Source organism: Shewanella sp. H8 (assembly GCF_040285065.1).
GTDB classification, from domain to species: domain Bacteria; phylum Pseudomonadota; class Gammaproteobacteria; order Enterobacterales; family Shewanellaceae; genus Shewanella; species Shewanella polaris.
In genome coordinates this window covers 2,791,298-2,811,151 of sequence record NZ_CP157213.1, presented here as the reverse complement: position 1 = coordinate 2,811,151, position 19,854 = coordinate 2,791,298, and the positions used below count along the sequence as shown (strand labels likewise).

The 19,854-nt window shown below is 36.9% G+C and carries 16 protein-coding genes; 15 read left to right on the top strand and 1 reads right to left on the bottom strand.

Going from position 1 to position 19,854, the window contains the following annotated elements:
* The first annotated feature begins 3 nt into the window (after positions 1-3).
* From ABIS04_RS12200 to ABIS04_RS12140, 13 genes are all read left to right on the top strand, one after another.
* The gene (locus tag ABIS04_RS12200; RefSeq protein WP_140234546.1) at positions 4-906 is read left to right on the top strand and encodes a polysaccharide pyruvyl transferase family protein; all 903 of its coding nucleotides are present in this window, start codon (positions 4-6) and stop codon (positions 904-906) included.
* Positions 903-1,889 (top strand): glycosyltransferase family 2 protein, encoded by a 987-nt coding sequence (locus tag ABIS04_RS12195; protein ID WP_140234545.1) that lies wholly within the window; start codon positions 903-905, stop codon positions 1,887-1,889. The genes ABIS04_RS12200 and ABIS04_RS12195 overlap by 4 nt, the downstream gene beginning before the upstream one ends.
* A gap of 38 nt (positions 1,890-1,927) precedes the next feature.
* Positions 1,928-2,800 (top strand): glycosyltransferase family A protein, encoded by an 873-nt coding sequence (locus ABIS04_RS12190; RefSeq protein WP_350431227.1) that lies wholly within the window; start codon positions 1,928-1,930, stop codon positions 2,798-2,800.
* Positions 2,797-3,747 (top strand): glycosyltransferase family 2 protein, encoded by a 951-nt coding sequence (locus ABIS04_RS12185; protein WP_206194422.1) that lies wholly within the window; start codon positions 2,797-2,799, stop codon positions 3,745-3,747. The genes ABIS04_RS12190 and ABIS04_RS12185 overlap by 4 nt, the downstream gene beginning before the upstream one ends.
* On the top strand, positions 3,740-5,140 hold the full coding sequence (locus ABIS04_RS12180; protein ID WP_140234543.1) for an undecaprenyl-phosphate glucose phosphotransferase: 1,401 nt from the start codon (positions 3,740-3,742) through the stop codon (positions 5,138-5,140). Before ABIS04_RS12185 ends, ABIS04_RS12180 begins: the two co-directional genes overlap by 8 nt.
* A 226-nt stretch (positions 5,141-5,366) precedes the next feature.
* Positions 5,367-6,572: an outer membrane beta-barrel protein gene (locus ABIS04_RS12175; RefSeq protein WP_350431226.1), complete on the top strand. Its 1,206-nt coding sequence runs from the start codon at positions 5,367-5,369 to the stop codon at positions 6,570-6,572.
* 7 nt (positions 6,573-6,579) lie between these two features.
* On the top strand, positions 6,580-7,116 hold the full coding sequence (locus tag ABIS04_RS12170) for a polysaccharide biosynthesis/export family protein (protein ID WP_140234541.1): 537 nt from the start codon (positions 6,580-6,582) through the stop codon (positions 7,114-7,116).
* Positions 7,116-9,374 (top strand): polysaccharide biosynthesis tyrosine autokinase, encoded by a 2,259-nt coding sequence (locus ABIS04_RS12165; RefSeq protein WP_350431225.1) that lies wholly within the window; start codon positions 7,116-7,118, stop codon positions 9,372-9,374. Before ABIS04_RS12170 ends, ABIS04_RS12165 begins: the two co-directional genes overlap by 1 nt.
* The gene (locus ABIS04_RS12160) at positions 9,371-10,108 is read left to right on the top strand and encodes a tyrosine-protein phosphatase (RefSeq protein WP_140234539.1); all 738 of its coding nucleotides are present in this window, start codon (positions 9,371-9,373) and stop codon (positions 10,106-10,108) included. The genes ABIS04_RS12165 and ABIS04_RS12160 overlap by 4 nt, the downstream gene beginning before the upstream one ends.
* The gene (locus ABIS04_RS12155; RefSeq protein ID WP_140234538.1) at positions 10,108-10,806 is read left to right on the top strand and encodes a hypothetical protein; all 699 of its coding nucleotides are present in this window, start codon (positions 10,108-10,110) and stop codon (positions 10,804-10,806) included. The genes ABIS04_RS12160 and ABIS04_RS12155 overlap by 1 nt, the downstream gene beginning before the upstream one ends.
* Positions 10,806-12,179 carry an O-antigen ligase family protein gene (locus ABIS04_RS12150; RefSeq protein WP_350431224.1) on the top strand — a complete coding sequence of 458 codons (1,374 nt, stop codon included), beginning with the start codon at positions 10,806-10,808 and terminating at the stop codon, positions 12,177-12,179. The genes ABIS04_RS12155 and ABIS04_RS12150 overlap by 1 nt, the downstream gene beginning before the upstream one ends.
* Before the next feature lie 50 nt (positions 12,180-12,229).
* Entirely contained in the window at positions 12,230-13,120 is an 891-nt protein-coding gene (gene galU / locus ABIS04_RS12145) for a UTP--glucose-1-phosphate uridylyltransferase GalU (protein ID WP_140234536.1), read from the top strand.
* Between the two features lie 474 nt (positions 13,121-13,594).
* Positions 13,595-14,692: an acyltransferase gene (locus ABIS04_RS12140; RefSeq protein WP_140234535.1), complete on the top strand. Its 1,098-nt coding sequence runs from the start codon at positions 13,595-13,597 to the stop codon at positions 14,690-14,692.
* 143 nt (positions 14,693-14,835) lie between these two features.
* On the opposite strand, the gene mnmC is transcribed toward ABIS04_RS12140, so the two are convergent.
* Positions 14,836-16,929, bottom strand: a complete 2,094-nt coding sequence (gene mnmC / locus ABIS04_RS12135) for an FAD-dependent 5-carboxymethylaminomethyl-2-thiouridine(34) oxidoreductase MnmC (protein ID WP_350431223.1) — start codon at positions 16,927-16,929, stop codon at positions 14,836-14,838.
* A 132-nt stretch (positions 16,930-17,061) separates the two neighbouring features.
* Between mnmC and fabB the strand changes: the two genes are divergently transcribed.
* Together fabB and ABIS04_RS12125 are read left to right on the top strand one after the other, a co-directional pair.
* Complete coding sequence (gene fabB / locus ABIS04_RS12130; protein WP_167496098.1) at positions 17,062-18,276, top strand: beta-ketoacyl-ACP synthase I; 1,215 nt, start codon at positions 17,062-17,064, stop codon at positions 18,274-18,276.
* Between the two features lie 387 nt (positions 18,277-18,663).
* Entirely contained in the window at positions 18,664-19,803 is a 1,140-nt protein-coding gene (locus tag ABIS04_RS12125; RefSeq protein ID WP_371833639.1) for a 4-phosphoerythronate dehydrogenase, read from the top strand.
* Positions 19,804-19,854: the final 51 nt, after the last annotated feature.

Sequence of the window (19,854 nt, the reverse complement as noted above, 5' to 3'; positions counted from 1 at the left end):
TTTTTGAAATTGACTTTTTTTGAATCAAACCCTCCAAACTTTGGTGATGAGTTAAACAAATATTTATGGAGTAATTTAATTGAACCTGGGTTTTTTGATGAGGACGAAAGCACTTTATTCTTAGGTGTTGGTTCAATTCTTTGGGATCATTATCCTAAAGATGCAACAAAAATAGTGATGGGTTCCGGATATGGTGGTTATACACCAATTCCTAATGTTCATGATGGTAGTTGGGATATTACGTTTGTTAGAGGTCCAAGAACAGCTCAACTACTCAATATTGATAAATCTAAAGTGATAACTGATGCTGCTATTTTAGTTAAATATCTCAAATTTCCATCACATATACAGTCACCAAATAGAGTTAGTCGAATTGGTTTTATGCCTCACTATCAGAGTATTCCTCGAGCATGCTGGAAAGAAGTTTGTGAAGTTGCTGGCCTAGTTTACTTAGATCCTACAGAACCAAATGTAACAAACACACTTTCTATGATTAAGAGTTGTGATTTTATTATTTCAGAAGCGATGCATGGCGTAATACTTGCCGATACATTACGAGTTCCTTGGATTCCTATTCAACCCAAAGTAGCTATTCATCGCAATAAATGGTTCGATTGGGCTGAGTCGATGGATTTATCATTATCCTTCAATGACTGTCCAAACTCTTCTATACTAGATTTCTGGTCTTCATTTTCGGGTTTACAAGCAACCGGAAAACGTAGCAATTATGTTCAAAATAAATTAAAAATGATCAATTCCATTTTCGTTAATAATGCAGCTAAAACATTATCGAATTTTATAATTGACGATGCTTTTTTGAGTTCTGACAGTGTTTTTGAAAGAAATTCTGTTAACGCTTTGGAAGCATTAAGTTCAAAATGCAAAATCGTTAGGGGTATCGGATGAAGCATTTAGCTGTAATTATTCCATTTTATCAAAAGAAATCCGGATTATTGCGTAATTCAATAAATTCGATTCTTTCACAGTCTGACATTGATAACATAAGAATTACTATTATTATTATTGATGATGAGTCTCCAATTAATGCTGAGAAAGAGTTAATAAATATAGAAAAAATACAAAATATAGAAATTGAAATTATTAATCAAGAAAATTCAGGCCCAGCCAAAGCTAGAAACGTTGGACTTGATTTGGCTGATTCTTTGAACGTTGATTATATTGCTTTTCTGGATTCTGATGATATTTGGCATGACGACCATATTAGTCGGGCGATGTTTTATCTAAATAAAGAAAGTGATTTCTATTTCTGTGATCATCAGCGGTTTGATAATGAAAATAGCTACTTTGTAGAAAATCCTTATATAAATGATTATGTCAATAAATATAAAGTTGAGCAATCTTTAGTTATTGAAATTAAAGCAAAAATTTTCTTTGTTAATTTAATTGAAACTTATTTTTGTCAAACTTCAACAATCGTTTTCTCTCGTAAAATACTTAATGGTTTACGTTTTGATGAAACATTGACTGTTGCAGGTGAAGATCATTTAATGTGGCTTCATTTAATTTCTCAATGTAACATAGTCACTATGGATTTAAAGTCTGGAGTTGATTATGGAGAAGGTGTCAATATATTTACGTCTAGCAATGACTGGGGAACGTCATTATCAATTAAAAATAACTTTGATCAGTTCAGCTTATTTCTTAAAATGAGTAAAGAATTTATTCTTGATAATGCAGTTAAAAAATTTGTAAAATATAAAATGGATGAAAAGTTTTCTTTTTACTCGTATCTAACAGTTAAATTTGCGCTAAGATTCGACTTCATTGGTTTTAAATTATTGTTTAATAGTGATCTTCCTAAGGTATCAACTTTTTTTAAAATTATTTATAATTTTTTCTATTTTATAATTATGAGACCATTGAAATGAGAAATGTTCTAGTTACTTGCCTTTCGGTTGGGTCTAGAATGAATAGCCTAGAAGAGTGCATTTCAAAAGTTAAATCTCTTGAAGTGAATAATTTTACTTTCGAGTTGCTTATTCTAGAAAATTCTATTACAGCTTCAACAGAAATACAAAACCTAATTGGTAAATATAGATCTGATGATTTTATTATAAATCATTGTTTAGAGAGTCGTTTAGGTATCCCATTTGCTAGAAATACAGCTCTTAAATATGCAGTTGATAATAATTTTTCTTTTTTAGCTTTTATAGATGATGATGCTTATCCAGAAAAATTCTGGTTAAATCATCTTATGTCAACGCAAAAATCTTATAATGCTAATGCTGTTACTGGCCCACAGATCCCCATTTTTCCTCAGACGGCCAACAATTCATTTAAATTTGCTTCAATTTTCTCTGAACGAAAGTTTGCTCACAACAAAACTATTTCATGGGCAGCCACTAATAATGTGCTTATGGATGTGAAATTTTTTAATAATAATAATCTATTTTTTAATGAGCAACTAACAGAAGGGGGAGAAGATAAAAACCTTTTTCTTCGGGCTACAAAGCAAGGAGCTATTCTTTATTGGGATGCGAATGCATTAGTTTATGAAAATGTAGTTGATTCGAGAATGACAGTAACTTGGGTAATGGATAGAAGCTTTAGGCATGGTGCAACAGGCTATGCAATTGAATCTTCGACTAAGTCAAAAATTTATACCTTTTTAACATGCTTATTTAAAGGTAATGCGTATATTTTAAAATCTTTTATCTGGCTTCCAGTTAATATTATTAATCCTAAAAAATCATTTCTAGATTCAATTTGTGATTTTTTTCATGGGCTTGGCTTCTTTTATGGTCTTTGGTCAAAAGGACGGTTTAAAAAATATATATGAATACCGTGATTGAAAATGATATAGATGTTTCTATTGTAATAGCTGCTTGGAATTCTGCTGATTTTATTGAAACTGCAATTTTTTCTGCTTTAAATCAAGTCGGTGTAAGTGTTGAGGTTATCGTCATTGACGATTGCTCGACTGATGATACCATTTCTGTTGTACAAAATATTAATGACCCTCGTCTTCGGTTAATTAAAAATATAAAGAATACTGGGCCAGGTGGAGCAAGAAATGCGGGTTTTGATGCGGCAAGAGGTCTGTGGATAGCCGTACTTGATTCTGATGATGATATGTTACCTGATCGATTATCGACTTTGCTTTCTTTAAAAAATGATAAAACTGATATTATTCTTGATAATTTTTATCAGAAACTAAATTCTGACTCAGATTTAATACCTTATTATAGTAAATCAGATCTTCCTTTGGGTGAGTTTTCTCTTTCGTTCTTGATTAATACCAACCTCATATTTTCAAAGGTAAAATCAACTGGTTACTTAAAGCCCGTTTTTAAACGTAGTTTTATTAAAAATAAAGGGGTTAAGTATTGGCCCGAAGTTAGAGTTGGAGAAGATTATTATTTCCTCGCCAACTGTTTAGCTAATTCTGCTAATGCAGAGGTCGTTAAATATTCTGGCTACATTTATAATGTTCGTGGCGATTCAATATCAAGTGTTTTAAACTTACATCATATAAGTACATTGATTGATGCAGATACTAAACTAGTTAATTGTTTTTGTTTTGATAAAACTACTGAAATTGCGCAAGTTACCCGTACTAAAAATCTTCTACGATCATATAAATACCTCGAGATAGTTAACCTGTTAAAACAACGTAAGTTAATAAAAGCTTTTATTTATTCAATTTTATTTCCTTCAAGTTCATTTTTGTTACATCAATCAATTTTAAAAAGATTAAATATTATCTTAAGAGGCTCTAATGGATAGACCATCAAAGTTTCAATTCACTGGCGTACGATCGAATTTTTTATTACGAATTTTCGACATTGCTATTATCGCATTTTCATTATTAATTATGATGCGTGGCTATAATATTGGTTTCGATAAGGACTATTTGTTAGTTCTAATTGGTGTTTTATTCTTTTTTAGTTATGTTGGTGAATCATTAGGGTTATATCGTTCTTGGCGCTTAGGCCGCTTCTCTACAATGTGTAGAATAATATTGCTTAATGTAACCTTTGCATTTTTATTAATGACTTTAGTTTTATTTTTGTTTAAATACAGTGATACTTATTCGCGAATCGCTATGGGTGGCTGGTATTTTCTCTCTGTTGTGTTATTAGTCAGTTGGCGTTTTTGTGTTAGAGAGATAAAACGTATTCGCAGAATAAAAGGTTACAATGTTCAAAAAATTGCAATTGTTGGATTAACACAAACTGGCAAGCTCTTATATGATGAAATATTCAAACATGACGAATTAGGCTTTGAATGCGTTGGTTTTTTTGATGATAGAGAACCGAAGCGTATTGAAAACCTTGATGCGTCATTATTAAAAGGTTCTATAGACGATGCTGTCCAGTTGGCTCGTGCGGGTAATATACACAAATTATATGTTTGTTTGCCTATGTTGGCTGAAAAACGTATAGCCGATATTATTCTGACTCTCGGAGACAGCACTGTTGATGTGTTAATTACCCCCGACTTTTTGTTGAAAAACTTAATGCATGCTCGCATTGGCAGTGTTGGTGAAGTCGATACGTTAAGTGTTTTTGAGTCTCCAGTTGCTGGAATGAAGCGTTTTTACAAACGTAGTTTTGATATCATTTTTAGTTTATGTGCCATAGTGGCTATATCACCTGTACTCATTACTGTCGCTATAGCTGTTTATATATCATCACCCGGGGCAATTATTTTTAAGCAAGATCGTTATGGCTTAGATGGCCGGAAAATTAAAGTATGGAAATTTCGTTCAATGACGGTAACTGAAAATACAGATAAGGTTATTCAGGCTAAAAAAGGCGATGCCCGTATTACTAATGTAGGTGCATTTATACGAAAAACATCATTAGATGAATTACCTCAATTTTTTAATGTCCTCATGGGAGATATGTCAGTAGTAGGTCCACGTCCTCATGCTGTCTCTCATAATGAAGAATATCGTAAGTTAGTAAGTTATTACATGCTCCGACATAAAGTTCTACCTGGTATTACCGGCTGGGCTCAGGTTAATGGTTGGCGCGGTGAAACGGATACCCTTAATAAAATGGAGAAGCGGGTTGAATATGATCTTGATTATATTCGTAATTGGTCATTGTGGTGGGATATAAAGATTGTATTTTTGACTTTTTTTAAAGGCTTTGTCGGTAAAAATGTTTATTAAATATTCCGTAGGTTATTTATTCATTAACCTTTTTATCCCTTTTCTGACGATTATTTATTAGTCTTTCGGATGATGTTTGCCCTTTTGACATTCTGTTAATGTTTTGTAGGCCAAACCTAAGGCTTATAAAGTCAAACACAGCTAATTCAAGTTTTAAATTTTGCTCTTGGGCACTATAGCGTAAGTGTTGTTTTCCCCTCATACATTTTTTATAAGGATATTAGTCATGAACATACCGTTTAAATTGAGTCACATTGCTACTGTTATTACCTCATTAGTACTTATTAACCCTGTATTTGCAGCCGATGAAAAAGCTGGCATGATTCAAACTGAATCGGGTATTGATTTTATACCTGGTTTAAATAGTGGTATTAAATATGATGATAATATCAGCAGTGCTTCAGTGGATACTCAAGACAGTTGGATTTTAACTGTTACCCCAGCAGTACAAGCTCAGCTATTGGATGGTAACAATATTCATACGTTAGAGCTTGGGTTTGAATACGGTGATTATTTTAGTAGTAGTGATGATAACTATCTAGATGCTTTACTTCGGGCTAGTTCTGAAGTTGAGTTAAACCAGTCTAACCGTTTTAATTTTGAGGCTATGTACGTTGCTGGTCACGAAGATCGTGGTACTGGTGTTTTTGAGGGGAATAGCGGCTATATTCAAGAGGAACCTAATACCTATGATGTGTTTAGCGCCGGAGGGTTTTATGAATACGGTGCAAAAACAACGCCAGCGAGGGTTCGAGTTAATGCTGAACTTTATAGTAAAGAGTACAGTAATTATGAAACCATAACTCAATATCGTAATTTTGATGATACGACTTTAGGCGCTACATTTTATTACGATACTCGGTCTGTAACCAGTATTTTTGCTGATTTTCAAAGTGTTGATACCGCCTATGATTCGATGGATCCAACTGGTGACCGTGACAGTAAAACTAATACAGCAAGGTTAGGGGTCGAGTGGGAGGCTACGGCTGCTTCAGAAGGAAGCATAAAAGTCGGTTACCAGCGAAAAAGTTTTGATAATAAAGAACGTGAAGACTTTAGCGGTTTGTCATGGGAGGCTAAGGTTTCTTGGAAACCTCTTACATATTCGGTGTTTGATTTTACCACGGGCCGTACTAGCCGAGATCCTAATGGTTTCGGAGATTATGTAAAGGAAACTAGTTATGGCGTTAAGTGGAACCACGAGTGGAGTGATTTATTCTCTTCAGCCATTGGTTACAGTCATTTTGATGACATTTACACTGGCGTAGATCGTGAAGATAAAAGTAAGCTTTACCTATTTTCTGTTAATTATAACGTTAGTCGTTGGTTAACTTTAGAGGCTGGAGTCAATATTTCTGAAGTTGATTCTAATGATGAACAGTATGTGTTTGACCGTAACGTGTATTTCATCAATGCCGAAATGACCTTATAGGGATCCCATGAAGCATTTATCTCATTTATTTTTTTCTGTTATGTTTTTATTGCTGCTTATACAGCCTACGCTTGCCAGCGCTCAAACTCAAAGTTACCAATTAGGGGCTGGCGATACTATTATCATTAAAGTGTATGGTGAAGACGCATTAACACTCGAAACTAAAATTACCAATAGCGGCACCATAAACTACCCTTTTTTGGGGGCACTAGAATTGAATGGTTTAACTATTAAACAGGTAGAAAAGTTGGTTTATGATGGTTTAAAAGGCGATTATTTTATTGAGCCTAGTGTGTTTGTAGGCATGGTTGAATATCGGCCATTTTATATTCATGGTGAAGTTAAAAAACCTGGTGGTTATCCATACCAGCCTGGAATGACTGTAAACCAAGCTATTGCCTTAGCTGGTGGATTAACCGAACGGGCCTCACAAGAAAAAATTTCAATTTCTCGTGAGGGTAGCAAAGTAGAGTCTGAACAGGGCACCATTAATAGTGCCATTCAAGCCGGCGATACCATCACTATTGAACAGAGATTTTTTTAATGATCTTCCAAGAAAGACGACAAAGAGCTTCCTCAGACAATGTTATTAGCCCAGCAACAATGCAAATGGACCAGCTTATTAATGTTAAAAAACTGCTTTTACCAATATTACGTTTTAAGTGGAGAATTTTAGCTTTCACATTGTTAGTTACAGCGTTAACCATATTTGTGGTGTTAAGTATTACGCCAACTTATAGGGCTTCATCGACATTATTGATTGAGTCGGAGCAGGCTAAGGCTATTAAAATTGATGAAGTCTATGGGATTAATTCTGGTCAACAAGAATACTACTTAACTCAGTTTGAAATTATTAAATCTCGTAGTATTGCTGAACGGGTATTTAATGATCTTGATTTAATTAATCACCCGGCTTTTAACCGGCCACCAAGTTGGTTTTCTAAGCTTAAATCTCAGCTAAACTTTATTCCTAAAGAAGTTGCCACGGGTGATAGCATAGTAAATCGAGACATTGCCAAACATCAATTAATAAACAGTTTCGCTCGAAGTATCAGTATTTCCCCTGTGCGTAAAACGCAGCTGGCGTATATTAGTTACGAAAGTACAGACCCAAAGCTTGCAGCACAAGTCGCTAATGCTGTGGGTGATACCTACATTATAAGTCAGTTAGAAGCTAAGCTTGGAATGACCCAGAAGGCTAATGTTTGGTTAGGGGGGCGTTTAGAAGGCTTACGCTTAAATTTGGACCAGTCTGAATATAGATTAGAACAATTTAAGCTTGAAAATGGTTTGATAGACGTAGAAGGGGTTACGGCATTAGATGCCAAAGAGTTAGAGCGTTTAAGTGATGAGATTACTGTGGCAAGATCGCGTAAAGCCGAAGCCGACAGCTTTATGGCAGTGGTCAAACGTTATGGCGACACTGACATTAGTCGTCTAGAAAGCTTACCTGAAGTGACGTCACATCAGTCAATACAGAATGTAAAACGCGAAGTGGTGTTAGTTGAACGAAAAGTATCTGAATTACAACAAGTTTATGGTCAAAAGCACCCTAAAATGATTGCTGCGCAAGCTGAGCTTAATACCGTACAGCAAAATTTACATAAGCAGATAAGCCGGTTAGTCCAAGGGATTGAAGATGAAGCGCAAACTGCAGCTCAAAATTTAAAAGCCCTAGAATCGCAATTCAATTCAGCTAAAACTGCGTATCAAAACTTGAGTACCAAGGATATCGACTATCAGCGTTTATTGCGTGAAGTTGACACCAACAGGCAGTTATTTGACAGCTTTTTAGCTCGTCAAAAAGAAACCGCAGTCACAGGGGATTTTGATTCACCAGTTGCACGATTTACTGACCGTGCCGTTGAACCGTTATCACCTGAAAAACCAAAGAAAAAAATGATTGTTATTTTAGCATTTATGGCAAGTTTAGGTTTTGCTATTGTATTAGTTTTAGCTTTGGATTCGTTAAATGACACGATTAAGACTAGTGATGATGTTGAAAAAATATTGTCACAAAGGTCGTTAGGTTACGTGCCTAAAGCCAAAAAAGGCACCAGTTATGAAGACATTAATTTTGCTTTTTATGATACGAGTTTACCTCTGCATGCGGAGGCTATTCGTACCATTAGGACTTCTTTGTCATTGATGGCCATGGGTAATAAGTTATCGACCATTGAGGTGACATCATCCACTCCTAATGAAGGGAAAACCTCGACATCAATGAATATAGCATTTGCCTATGCCACTATGGAAAAAGTATTAATTATTGATGCTGATTTACGTAAGTCTAGCTTAGGGATGCGCTTTGGTTTACCAACGTACCAGACCGGTCTTGCTAATATATTATCGGGTACAGACAGTGTGGATAATTGTATTGTAAAAGAAGTAAGACCTAATGTGGATGTTATGCCCGCAGGTGCCGTACCGTTAAATCCGCAAGAATTATTGTCTTCTAGTCAGTTTGATGAATTACTCACAATGCTTAAAACCCAATACAGTAAAATTATTATTGATACACCACCTGTACATGCTGTAAGTGATGCATTAATTATAGCTTCATTATGCGATGCCACAGTGCTAGTGGTGAAAGCAGGACATACTCGTAGCGAAGCGATTAAGTTGACATTAGCTAAGTTAAATCAGGCTCGAGCTAAAGTGTTTGGCGTAGTGTTAAACCAATTCAATGTTAAAGATGCACTGCAATATCAAGGAGATTATGGTTACTACCAAGCTTATGGCGCAGATTCTACAATTAAAGACTCTGCCACCAAAAAGAGTAAGGCGAAGAATAAGGCATGATTGATTTACATTGCCATATCTTACCCAATCTTGATGATGGGGCAAAATCTATTGATGAAGCCATTGGTCTAGTGGCGCTCGCTGTTGAGCAAGGGGTATCACGTATGGTCGCCACACCTCATATTCATTTGGGCATTTTTAACAACAATTTGCAGTCAATTAATAAGGCTTATGACGTGTTATGTGAGGCGTTGGCATTAACCAGTTTAGATGTGCAAATACGCACTGCCGCAGAGGTAAGAATTACGCCAGAAATCATGCTGTTTATTGAACAACAACAATTGCCTTTTCTAGGCCGTTATCAGCAAAAAGATGTGTTGCTGTTAGAGCTGCCTAGTAGTCACATCCCTCCTGGTACAGACAAGTTGATTAGTTGGTTATTGGAAAGGAATGTATTACCTATGATTGCTCATCCTGAACGTAACCGAGAATTACAATCTCACCCTGAACGGATAAACCCTTTTGTTCGATCTGGTTGTTTATTTCAGTTAACCGCAGCGTCATTAATTGGCGACATGGGGCCAGGCCCACAAAAATTGAGTGAATTTTTTATTAAACAAAAGCTTTATTCCATTATGGCTTCTGATTGTCATTCATTAAACCGCCGTCCTCCAAAGTTGATGCAAGCCAGTAATATAGTGACAGAGTTGACTAGCCAAGAATATGCATATGCGTTAACGACGTTGGTGCCAGATAATATTTCTAATGCACTATTTGCGGAGTGCGGTGATTAATGACATGGGTAAAGTTGTCTCCTCGCATGATGGTTTACGCATTAATGATATTTGCATTGTTAAGCTTACTGCCCATGTTGATGCAAAAGGGCTTAGCCAATGCATATCATTTTAAGTCGCGTTTTTATATTGACCAATGGCAACAAGGTACAAAACCTACATCGTTACAATATGCTAATGCATTATTGGCTGCTGATTATGCTTTTAGTGTTGACGACAAAAACCCTCATTATTTGTTAACGCTAGCCAAAGTAATGGAGTGGGGGGTGTTTTCGCAACAAGCAGAACCGAATATTATAGTGTTTAATCAACTGTATTTGGATGCAATTACTCTGCGACCTAGCTGGCCAAATGCTTACAGCGATTATGCGTACAATTTAGCTTTTATCCAGAAAGATATTGTGCAAGCTTGGCCGTATTTAGAGCAAGCCTTGCATTATGGTCCATATGCTCCAGAAGTGTTACATCAAACTTTAGCAATTGGTTTTGCTTATTGGCCTAGTTTAACCATGGCCCAAAAGCAAAAAGTATTTAGTAGCGCTTATATTGCAGCTAGTGCTAATTGGGAAATGTTTATCGATCTTAAAACGCTGGCTTTGAAGTATAAATTAACCCCTGTGATCTGTACTTATTTTGCTTATGCAACGCCCGTTAGTGGTGACGTTAATAAATGGATTAAACTGGATATGTGCCGCTAATGGATAATAAAATTACCCATACGACGATGACTTTTGGGTTATTTAATCGTTCTATGTTGCTAGCATTATGTGCAGTTATTATTTGGGTGCCTATTCCATTAGGTAGTAATCGAATTTGGGCATTGGCGATTTTAGAATTTGTTATTATTACATTAGCTATTGCTCATGTAGCATATTGTTTTAAACATGATGCGTTATTACTTCGTCACGAGTGGCAAAAAAAGCTGTTGTTACCCATAGTATTAATGCAGGTCTACTTATGTATGCAATTACTTAATTGGATACCGCTAATTGATACTGTTGACCCATATCAGACGGCACAGCAATTACTTAAGACCTTTTGTTATGCCCTGTTTATTTTATTAGTGAGTCAATATTGCCAGCAAGCTAAAGCATTACGTTGGTTGTTGATTGCCATCATTATTTCTGGTTGTTTACAGGCTTTTTATGGCACTTTACTCAATTTGTTGCAGCTTGAAGTATCACCTATTTTTGGTTATCACGATGGTGATAGGGCCCGTGGATCGTTTGTGTATCAAAATCATTTTGCTAATTATCTAGCATTATGTCTTTCTATTGCCTTTGGCTGGCTATTATCAGAATTAAAAACAACCAAAAAAGAGTTCGATTTACGTGGGATGTTAATTGATTTGTTATCGACATTATTCAGTCGAAAACTCATTTTACGTTTAGCAATAGTGATCATGATTATTGGCTTAATCTTAAGTCGGTCGCGTATGGGAAATGCCGGTTTTTTTACCTCTCTGGGCGCCGTATCGCTGTTGTCGATGTTTATTTATCGTCGTCCTGCAACCTTGTTTAAGCCTTTAGTTGTGAGTATTTTTATTCTGGATTTATTGATTGTGGGTTCTATTTTTGGCGTTGAGAAAGTTAAGCAGCGCCTCAATGACACCTCTTTTGCCTCAGAAACTCGAGATGAAGTAGTTATTGATAGCCTTCCTATTATTCAAGAACATCTGTTTACTGGTACTGGTGGTGGAAGTTTTTATACTGTATTCCCGCAATACCAACCACAGTTTTATTCTGGTTTTTACGACCATGCTCATAACGAATATATACAGTTTGTCCTTGAGTATGGTCTGGTAATGACATTGATATTAGGTTTATGGGTACTTTATTCATTTTGGTTAGCTTGTCGAACTATGTATTTACGTCACAATAAACTTTACAAGGGCGTCGCATTTGGTTGTGCAATGGCAATAGTGCACATGTTGTTGCATATTTCTGTCGACTTTCATCTGCAGTCCCCCTCTAATACTTTATTATTTTTAACCATTTTAACCTTATGTTGGTTAGTACGTTATTTACCTGCTGACACTGCGCAAACGAAGTCTGCGCTTAATCCATTTTAGTTTTTTAATTTTGTCACTTTAGTTTTAGCGTTAGCTAAATAAGGATATTTATGAAAGTTGTTATTCCTGTTGCCGGTTTGGGTACGCGTATGTTGCCTGCCACAAAAGCAATCCCAAAAGAAATGTTGCCTTTGGTGGATAAACCATTGATTCAATACATTGTCGACGAATGTGTTAGTGCAGGGATTAAAGAAATCGTTTTGGTGACTCATGCCAGTAAAAATGCTATTGAAAACCACTTTGATAAATCTTACGAGTTAGAGTCGACACTTGAGAAACGTGTTAAGCGTCAGTTATTGCATGAAGTGCAGGCTATTTGTCCTAAAAATGTCACTATTATGCATGTACGCCAAGGAGAAGCTAAAGGTCTTGGGCATGCTATTTTATGTGCTAAGCCATGTATTGGTGATAACCCATTTGCAGTAGTGCTTCCAGATGTGATTTTAGATTCGTATTCTGCAGATCAACGCACCGAAAATTTAGCTTCGATGTTAATTCGATATCGCGAATCTAAAGCGAGTCAAATTATGGTTGCGCCAGTACCTGATGATCAAGTCAATAAATATGGTATTGCCGATTGCGGTGGTGAAACGATTAATCCTGGTGATTCGACTAAAATATTTAATATGGTTGAAAAGCCTGAAATTGGACAAGCACCGTCTAACTTAGCCGTTGTCGGCCGTTATGTATTGTCTGAAAAAATTTGGGATTTACTTGCGAGAACGTTACCTGGTGCAGGGGATGAAATTCAGTTAACCGATGCTATTGATATGTTGATAGAGTCTGACACTGTCGAAGCTTTTAATATGACTGGTAAGTCACACGATTGTGGCGACAAGCTAGGCTACATGAAAGCCTTTGTTGAATACGGTTTGCGCGATCCAAAATTGGGTAGTGGCTTTAAGAAAGAACTCGCTGGTTTGCTGGAAGAGTATAGGTAGTCATTAGCTTTGTTTTTTCTCTATACCGTTATTCCGAGTGTTAATTGTTGAGAAACCATACTTCACATTTGGTAGTAAAGCTTAAGCCAAGATCTAGGCTTAAGCTTTACAGGGATGACATATCGGGTGGCGCTGGTGGATCCCGTTATAATATGAGGTTACCAGCGGTATGTACCCGTTTCAGTGATATTTTGGTTTGAGTGATAGTTGATTATCATCGAGCAGTAACACCGCAGTCATCATTAGAGTGCTAAGGCTTTCTTGAAATTATTTTTAATGAGTGAAGGCATTTTTTTGATTAAATCGTGTAATAGATTGATATCATGCAAGGTGTTGAATTTAGTTATTTTTAGCGAAATAGATTAAATCTAATAGCACCATGTATATCTATTATTTAGAAATACACAGGGACTATCTTGTAATTCCCTAGCTGCGGGCGTTATACGCTAAAGCTATCATTAGAGTATATTTCAGATGAGAAGATTAGAATTGTTAGATTATGGGCGTTTTTTCGCGGCCATAATTGTTATTTTATTTCACTATACTTTTAATGGTATGGCCAATGGAAAAATTGATTCAATAAACCATGTTGATTCGATTATTGATTTCACTAAATATGGCTACCTTGGCGTTGAATTGTTTTTTATGATTAGTGGTTTTGTAATATTTCATTCTGCTAGAAATAGAACACCTGCTCAGTTTGCCGTTTCTAGAGCGACGCGACTTTATCCTTCATATTGGTTTGCCGTTATTTTCACCTCCTTATTTGCATTTTTTTGGGGTGGCGATTTAATGTCAGTATATCCGAGCCAAATAGTTGTTAATTTTACATTATTACAAAATTACTTAGATATTGATCATGTTGACGGAGTGTACTGGACTTTAGTATATGAAATAAAGTTTTACTTTCTCGTTTTCTTTATACTGATGATAGGTTTGCAAAAAAAATTAAATCTGTTATTTATGTTATGGCCTGTCGCAATGCTTGCTGCTTATATCACTGGTTATGATTATCTTCCGTATCTAGGAGGGTATTTCTCCTATTTTTCAGCAGGGGCTTTATTTGCAATGTTACAATTAAATAAGTCGTTGAAAAATATACTATCAACCATGATATCTTTTGTTTTATGTTTATTGTACTCAATAGATATAGCAGCATCAAAATCAGAGTTGATGGGAGTGAATTTTTCAGAATATATTGTAGGCTTAATTATTATTAGTTTCTTTGCTTTTTTTATTTTTCAAAATACAAAAAAGGCTCAATTATTAACGCTTCCATTTTCAAAAACACTTGGTGCATTAACATATCCAGTCTATTTAATTCATGCTCACTTTGGATATATGTTCATTTCAAGATATGCCACAGAAGAAAATAAAATATTTATTTATATTCTAACAATATCAATTGTTTTATCAGTTGCATATTTTATGCATAAAGTTATCGAAGTGCGGTTTTCTAATGTATGGAAAGCATTATTTATGAATACTCTTTATAAAGTTATCGTTAAAGTGCAGAGCATTCATGTTGAGGTGATAATTGCGTATAACAAATTGCTCAAGCAAGGACAATAACACTTGACCATCGCTCCGCGTTTATAGGTAATCATTATTTTCCTTCTTTTTGTACATTGCTATTTCAATCCCTCTTTTGATGAGTGCTTATAGCGATGTAACTTTTTGCTTTTGGAAATAAAAAGCTAGCTTTTATCTGTGGTTCACATCAACGATTTGCCTTTAAGCAGTTTACGCAGCCACATTCTGTTTGGGTTAAGCTGTGCTTGTAAATCTAAACTTAATGGCGACAATTCACCGCATAGATTTGCCGCTAGGCATTCGGCAATGAGTGGACCTGAACTTAATCCTCGCGAGCCTAATCCACCTAATACATACAACCCTTCATAAATCGGTGCTGCTGTAGTTTGCCAGTATCGTTGCCATAGGCTGGGTTTATCTTTAGATTTTTGCTGTACGGCATAACGCGCAAATATCTCTTTAACATCAGGTACACATCCCATAACGGGGAAATGATCTCGACTCACCATTCTTTCGCCAACTCTGGCATCATTATTTGAAACATCAATATCGTTAGGCCAGTTAGCGTTAGGAAAGCTTTGCTGCATCTTTAGGCTATTTTCATGCTGTTCTTGTAAGCAAAATTCTAGATGCTTAGGATCTTTTACGTAACTTGCACCGACACAATGTAACTGATCTCGTTGTGGTGTCAGATAACCATTGGCACAGATAACCGTATTAAGCTGTGCGAGTTCACCTTGTGAGGGAACATGACTGACTTGCCCCCTAAAAGCTGTAATTTGCAGTTTTTTTGTTTGGTGGTAGCGAGTAAGTTGCGATCCTGAGGCAATAACAACCTGACTATGTGTTGCTATGGAGTTGTTATTTTCGCCACTAAACAGTTGCCAGCCAGATGAATGTGATTTAAGTGAGCTAATGTCGCTATTATAAATTACCCTCACTTTGGTTAATGTTTGTGCTTTGGCAATACTCGCCTGTGCGAATTCAAACGGGCAAGCCCAACCACCCAAGGGGTAATAAAAACCTGATTTATCGATATCGACGTTAGCAAGTCGTGTAGCTTGTTTTGGATTGACACTAAAAGCAATCTCACTTGGCCACGTTTGCCCATGAATAATTTTATCTAATCTTGTTTGGCTACGTTGATCAAAGCCCGTGTGTAATACACCACACCAATCATGTCCAATATGATAACCATCATCAACTAATGCTTGAATGCGACGCCGGCTATAGAGAAAAGCTTGTTGAAAAAACTGACTGAGTGAATTGTTTTCAGGCGTGAGTAAAGGGTAAATTGCACCTTGTTTGTTACCTGATGCACCTTGTCCTAATTGTTCATCTTTACAATAAATGATTACCGACTTTCCCCGCTCAGCTAATGATAAAGCCAGACTTGCTGAAGCTATTCCCCCGCCTATAATGGCAATGGGACCATCGTCATTACACTGGATTGCAGGAATTGGATTGTAGGCAAACTGTTGGCGTGTTTGTTGTCTGAGAGCTTCACGTTCTGCAATAGCAATATTATCCGTTGATGTGGCCGGAATTGTTTGTGAAAACCCACAAAAATCCAATTGCTTTTTGATTGCAGAGGGAATACCGTTATTATCAAGGGTAGCGGTAAAAAATGTCGCATTATCAAGACTGATACGCCCATATTGCCACAATAAATACTGATTAAAATAATGATCCGAATGAGTCACTTGGCTCGTATAAGGTAGGGCAAACCAATGTGCTATTCTGTTATTCTTCGGTGTGGCAATCGTTTTAGTTTGCTCTAAAGGCGAGCCTTGATATAGGTCAATGACTAATTCGTTGTGGTGTAGACTTAATCGTTGGCAACCTTTGATAGCCGCTATTTCGCAATTGAGTAATGCTTGGGTCAAATCAATTAAAGGGTGATCTGAATGAAGGAGTCCTTGCTGTTGCCATTTTTGTTCAAGTTGCTTTCGGTTTATAGGCGTTTGTTCAAATATACTGATGTGAACTCGGGTTTGTTGTTTAGCTAGAGAAGCATGGCTATTTATAGCTCTTAAGGCAGCACATAATAGGATGATTTCATGGCCATCGCCGAAACCTAATTGGCCTAGCATGAGTAAATGACGTTGATTATCTGTGGCAGTCTCATGACCGTCACCGCTTTGCAATACAATGTCGATATACTGTTTAACAAGTTGGGAATATAGGCTATTTTGATGAGTGTCGGTGCCCAGTAATGAACAACTATGCATTTCTTGTAAATTGGGAGAGACAGATAATAAAGTGGTTTTATTCAAAATGTTTTACTCAGGGCCGATAACTTGGCATTATTTTACCTGTGTTTATGGAAAGCTGACCACTTAATTGCTTTAAAGAAGCTATGATTGCCGCAATTAAGTACTGACATGTACCAAATGGATAGCAAAAAAATGAAAAGAGTCGTGATCACCGGAATGGGTGTAGTTTCAAGTATCGGTAATAACAAGCAAGAAGTGACTGAGTCACTGAAAGCAGGTCGTAGCGGTATTACTCACTCAGAGCAGTTTGAAGAAATGCAATTACGCAGTAGAGTTTGGGGCGATATTAAAATTAACCCAGCTGATCATATCGATCGTAAAGCACTTCGCTTTATGGGTGATGCTGCCGCATATGCTTACATTGCTATGCAGGAAGCGATTACAGATGCTAATTTAACAGAAGAACAATATTCTAATTTTCGTGTCGGACTGATTGCTGGTACGGGTGGCGCGTCATCTAAAAACCAAGTGCAAGCTGCAGATACACTTCGTGAAAAAGGTGTTAAGCGCGTAGGACCTTATATTGTGCCTCGCATTATGTCTAGTACTGCAAGTGCTTGCTTAGCGACACCGTTTAAAATTAAAGGGACGAGCTATTCAATCAGTTCAGCTTGTGCCACCTCAGCGCATTGTATTGGCCATGCCGTTGAACTTATCCAAATGGGTAAGCAAGATATGGTATTTGCTGGTGGTGCTGAAGAAGTTGATTGGACATTAACCATGGGCTTTGATGCCATGGGTGCATTATCAACTAAGTACAATGATACTCCTGAAAAAGCGTCTCGTACTTATGATGCTGACCGTGATGGTTTTGTTATCTCTGGCGGCGGCGGGATTGTTGTTGTTGAAGAATTAGAGCACGCACTTGCTCGTGGCGCCAAGATTTATGCTGAAATTATTGGTTATGGTGCATCATCTGATGGCTATGACATGGTTGCGCCATCAGGCGAAGGTGCTGTTCGTTGTATGCAAATGGCATTAGCGGATGTTGATACACCAGTTGATTACATTAATACTCATGGTACTTCTACACCAGTAGGTGACATGCGTGAACTTGAAGCATTACGTGAAGTCTTCAGTGATAATATGCCTCCAATTGCATCTACTAAATCACTTACAGGTCATGCTTTAGGCGCCGCAGGTGTTCATGAGGCTATTTACAGCTTAATCATGATGGAAGATAGCTTTATTGCACCAAGCATTAACATCGATAACCTTGATGAGAAAGCTACTGGCATGCCAGTAGTTCGCGAAATGCGTAAAGCTGAATTGAATACCGTTATGAGTAACAGTTTTGGCTTTGGTGGCACTAACGCAACATTAGTGATGCGTAAGTATAAAGCTTAAACAGATATGTTCAGTATAAAATAGTATGAGTGGCTGTTGCCGCTAATTGATTAAAGCCAGCCTTGGAAACAAGCTGGCTTTTTTGTTGTCTTTTGTGCAAAAATCTTGGATTTTATTGTATAGAGTCGAGAATGTTTCGCGATTGAATTCTATAAAATAGATAGCAAAAAATAAGAGGTGATAGTTAGCGAACGCTGCACTTACTGAAAAACCGTGCAGATTAGGAGCTAAGATGCTGTTCACTCTAGCATATAGGCATAGAAGTTAATCAAAAACTGGATCCTTAATAAACATCTTGGCAATGACGAGGTGAGGGCATTTGGTATAAGATAATGGCCATGAAAAAGTGATGTAATGCCGTTAACTTACAGAGAACTAGATCTCAAAATGAAAATAATTGCTGATGAAAATATGCCTTATGTTGAAGCCTTATTTGGCGACTTAGGCCAAATTGAATATGTAAATGGTCGAACTTTGAGCCCAGAACAAGTCAATGATGCTGATGTGTTGCTGGTGCGTTCGGTGACTAAAGTGAATGCAGCGTTAATTGAGAATGCAGAGAAGCTTAAGTTTGTCGGTAGTGCGACGATTGGTACCGATCATGTTGATGTTGATTATCTGGCAACGCGCAATATTTATTTCACTAATGCCCCTGGGTGTAATGCTACCGCTGTAGGTGAATATGCCTTTATTGCGATGTTGGAGTTAGCTCAACGATTTGGTGAATCATTAGCCGGTAAAGTTGTGGGCATAGTGGGCGCCGGTAATACGGGTACTGCAGCAGCTAAGTGTTTGCAAGCTTACGGTCTAAAAGTATTGTTATGTGATCCAATTAAAGCATTGCAAGGTGATCCTCGTGAGTTTGTGTCACTCGACACTATCATCGAACAAGCAGATATTATCAGTTTACATGTACCAATTACGAAACAGGGGCAGCATAAAACGTGGTATTTGTTTGATGAAACGCGACTCAATCAATTAAAGCCTAATACATGGTTATTAAATTGTTGTCGTGGCGAGGTTATTGATAATCGAGCGTTAATAAAGTTTAAGCAACAACGTGATGATGTAAAGTTAGTACTTGATGTATGGGAAGGTGAACCTAATCCCATGGCAGCGTTAGTGGCGTTAGCAGAATTTGCGACACCGCACATTGCTGGTTATAGCCTAGAAGGCAAAGCCCGTGGCACGTTTATGCTGTATCAAAAGTGGTGTGAATTACTTGATTTACCAGTAGCAAAATCGTTGGAGAGCTTGTTACCGAGATTCCAATTTAGTCACATTTCCAGTCAAGGTGATTTAAACGAAAGACAATTACTGAAATTATCACGTTTAGTCTACGACTTGCGCGATGATAATTTAAGCTTCAGAGGTTGTTTTGCAACCGCTGCAGGATTTGATTTAATGCGTAAAAACCATACATACCGTCGTGAGTATAGTGCTATTGCGTTAAACCAAGTTACGTCATCGTTATCTGCTGGTGCAATTAACCAATCGATGCTAATGGCTTTGGGGTTTACTTCATAACCACGGGTGTTAACTCTGAAAGTAGTCAATTCGAATAAGCAGCGATATTGT

Excerpts from the sequence above, each read along its gene's own strand:
- ABIS04_RS12195 (WP_140234545.1), top strand. The coding sequence starts at position 903 with ATGAAGCATTTAGCTGTAATTATTCCATTTTATCAAAAGAAATCCGGA.
- ABIS04_RS12190 (WP_350431227.1), top strand. The coding sequence starts at position 1,928 with ATGAATAGCCTAGAAGAGTGCATTTCAAAAGTTAAATCTCTTGAAGTG.
- ABIS04_RS12185 (WP_206194422.1), top strand. The coding sequence starts at position 2,797 with ATGAATACCGTGATTGAAAATGATATAGATGTTTCTATTGTAATAGCT.
- ABIS04_RS12180 (WP_140234543.1), top strand. The coding sequence starts at position 3,740 with ATGGATAGACCATCAAAGTTTCAATTCACTGGCGTACGATCGAATTTT.
- ABIS04_RS12175 (WP_350431226.1), top strand. The coding sequence starts at position 5,367 with ATGAACATACCGTTTAAATTGAGTCACATTGCTACTGTTATTACCTCA.
- ABIS04_RS12170 (WP_140234541.1), top strand. The coding sequence starts at position 6,580 with ATGAAGCATTTATCTCATTTATTTTTTTCTGTTATGTTTTTATTGCTG.
- ABIS04_RS12165 (WP_350431225.1), top strand. The coding sequence starts at position 7,116 with ATGATCTTCCAAGAAAGACGACAAAGAGCTTCCTCAGACAATGTTATT.
- ABIS04_RS12160 (WP_140234539.1), top strand. The coding sequence starts at position 9,371 with ATGATTGATTTACATTGCCATATCTTACCCAATCTTGATGATGGGGCA.
- ABIS04_RS12155 (WP_140234538.1), top strand. The coding sequence starts at position 10,108 with ATGACATGGGTAAAGTTGTCTCCTCGCATGATGGTTTACGCATTAATG.
- ABIS04_RS12150 (WP_350431224.1), top strand. The coding sequence starts at position 10,806 with ATGGATAATAAAATTACCCATACGACGATGACTTTTGGGTTATTTAAT.
- galU (WP_140234536.1), top strand. The coding sequence starts at position 12,230 with ATGAAAGTTGTTATTCCTGTTGCCGGTTTGGGTACGCGTATGTTGCCT.
- ABIS04_RS12140 (WP_140234535.1), top strand. The coding sequence starts at position 13,595 with ATGAGAAGATTAGAATTGTTAGATTATGGGCGTTTTTTCGCGGCCATA.
- fabB (WP_167496098.1), top strand. The coding sequence starts at position 17,062 with ATGAAAAGAGTCGTGATCACCGGAATGGGTGTAGTTTCAAGTATCGGT.
- ABIS04_RS12125 (WP_371833639.1), top strand. The coding sequence starts at position 18,664 with ATGAAAATAATTGCTGATGAAAATATGCCTTATGTTGAAGCCTTATTT.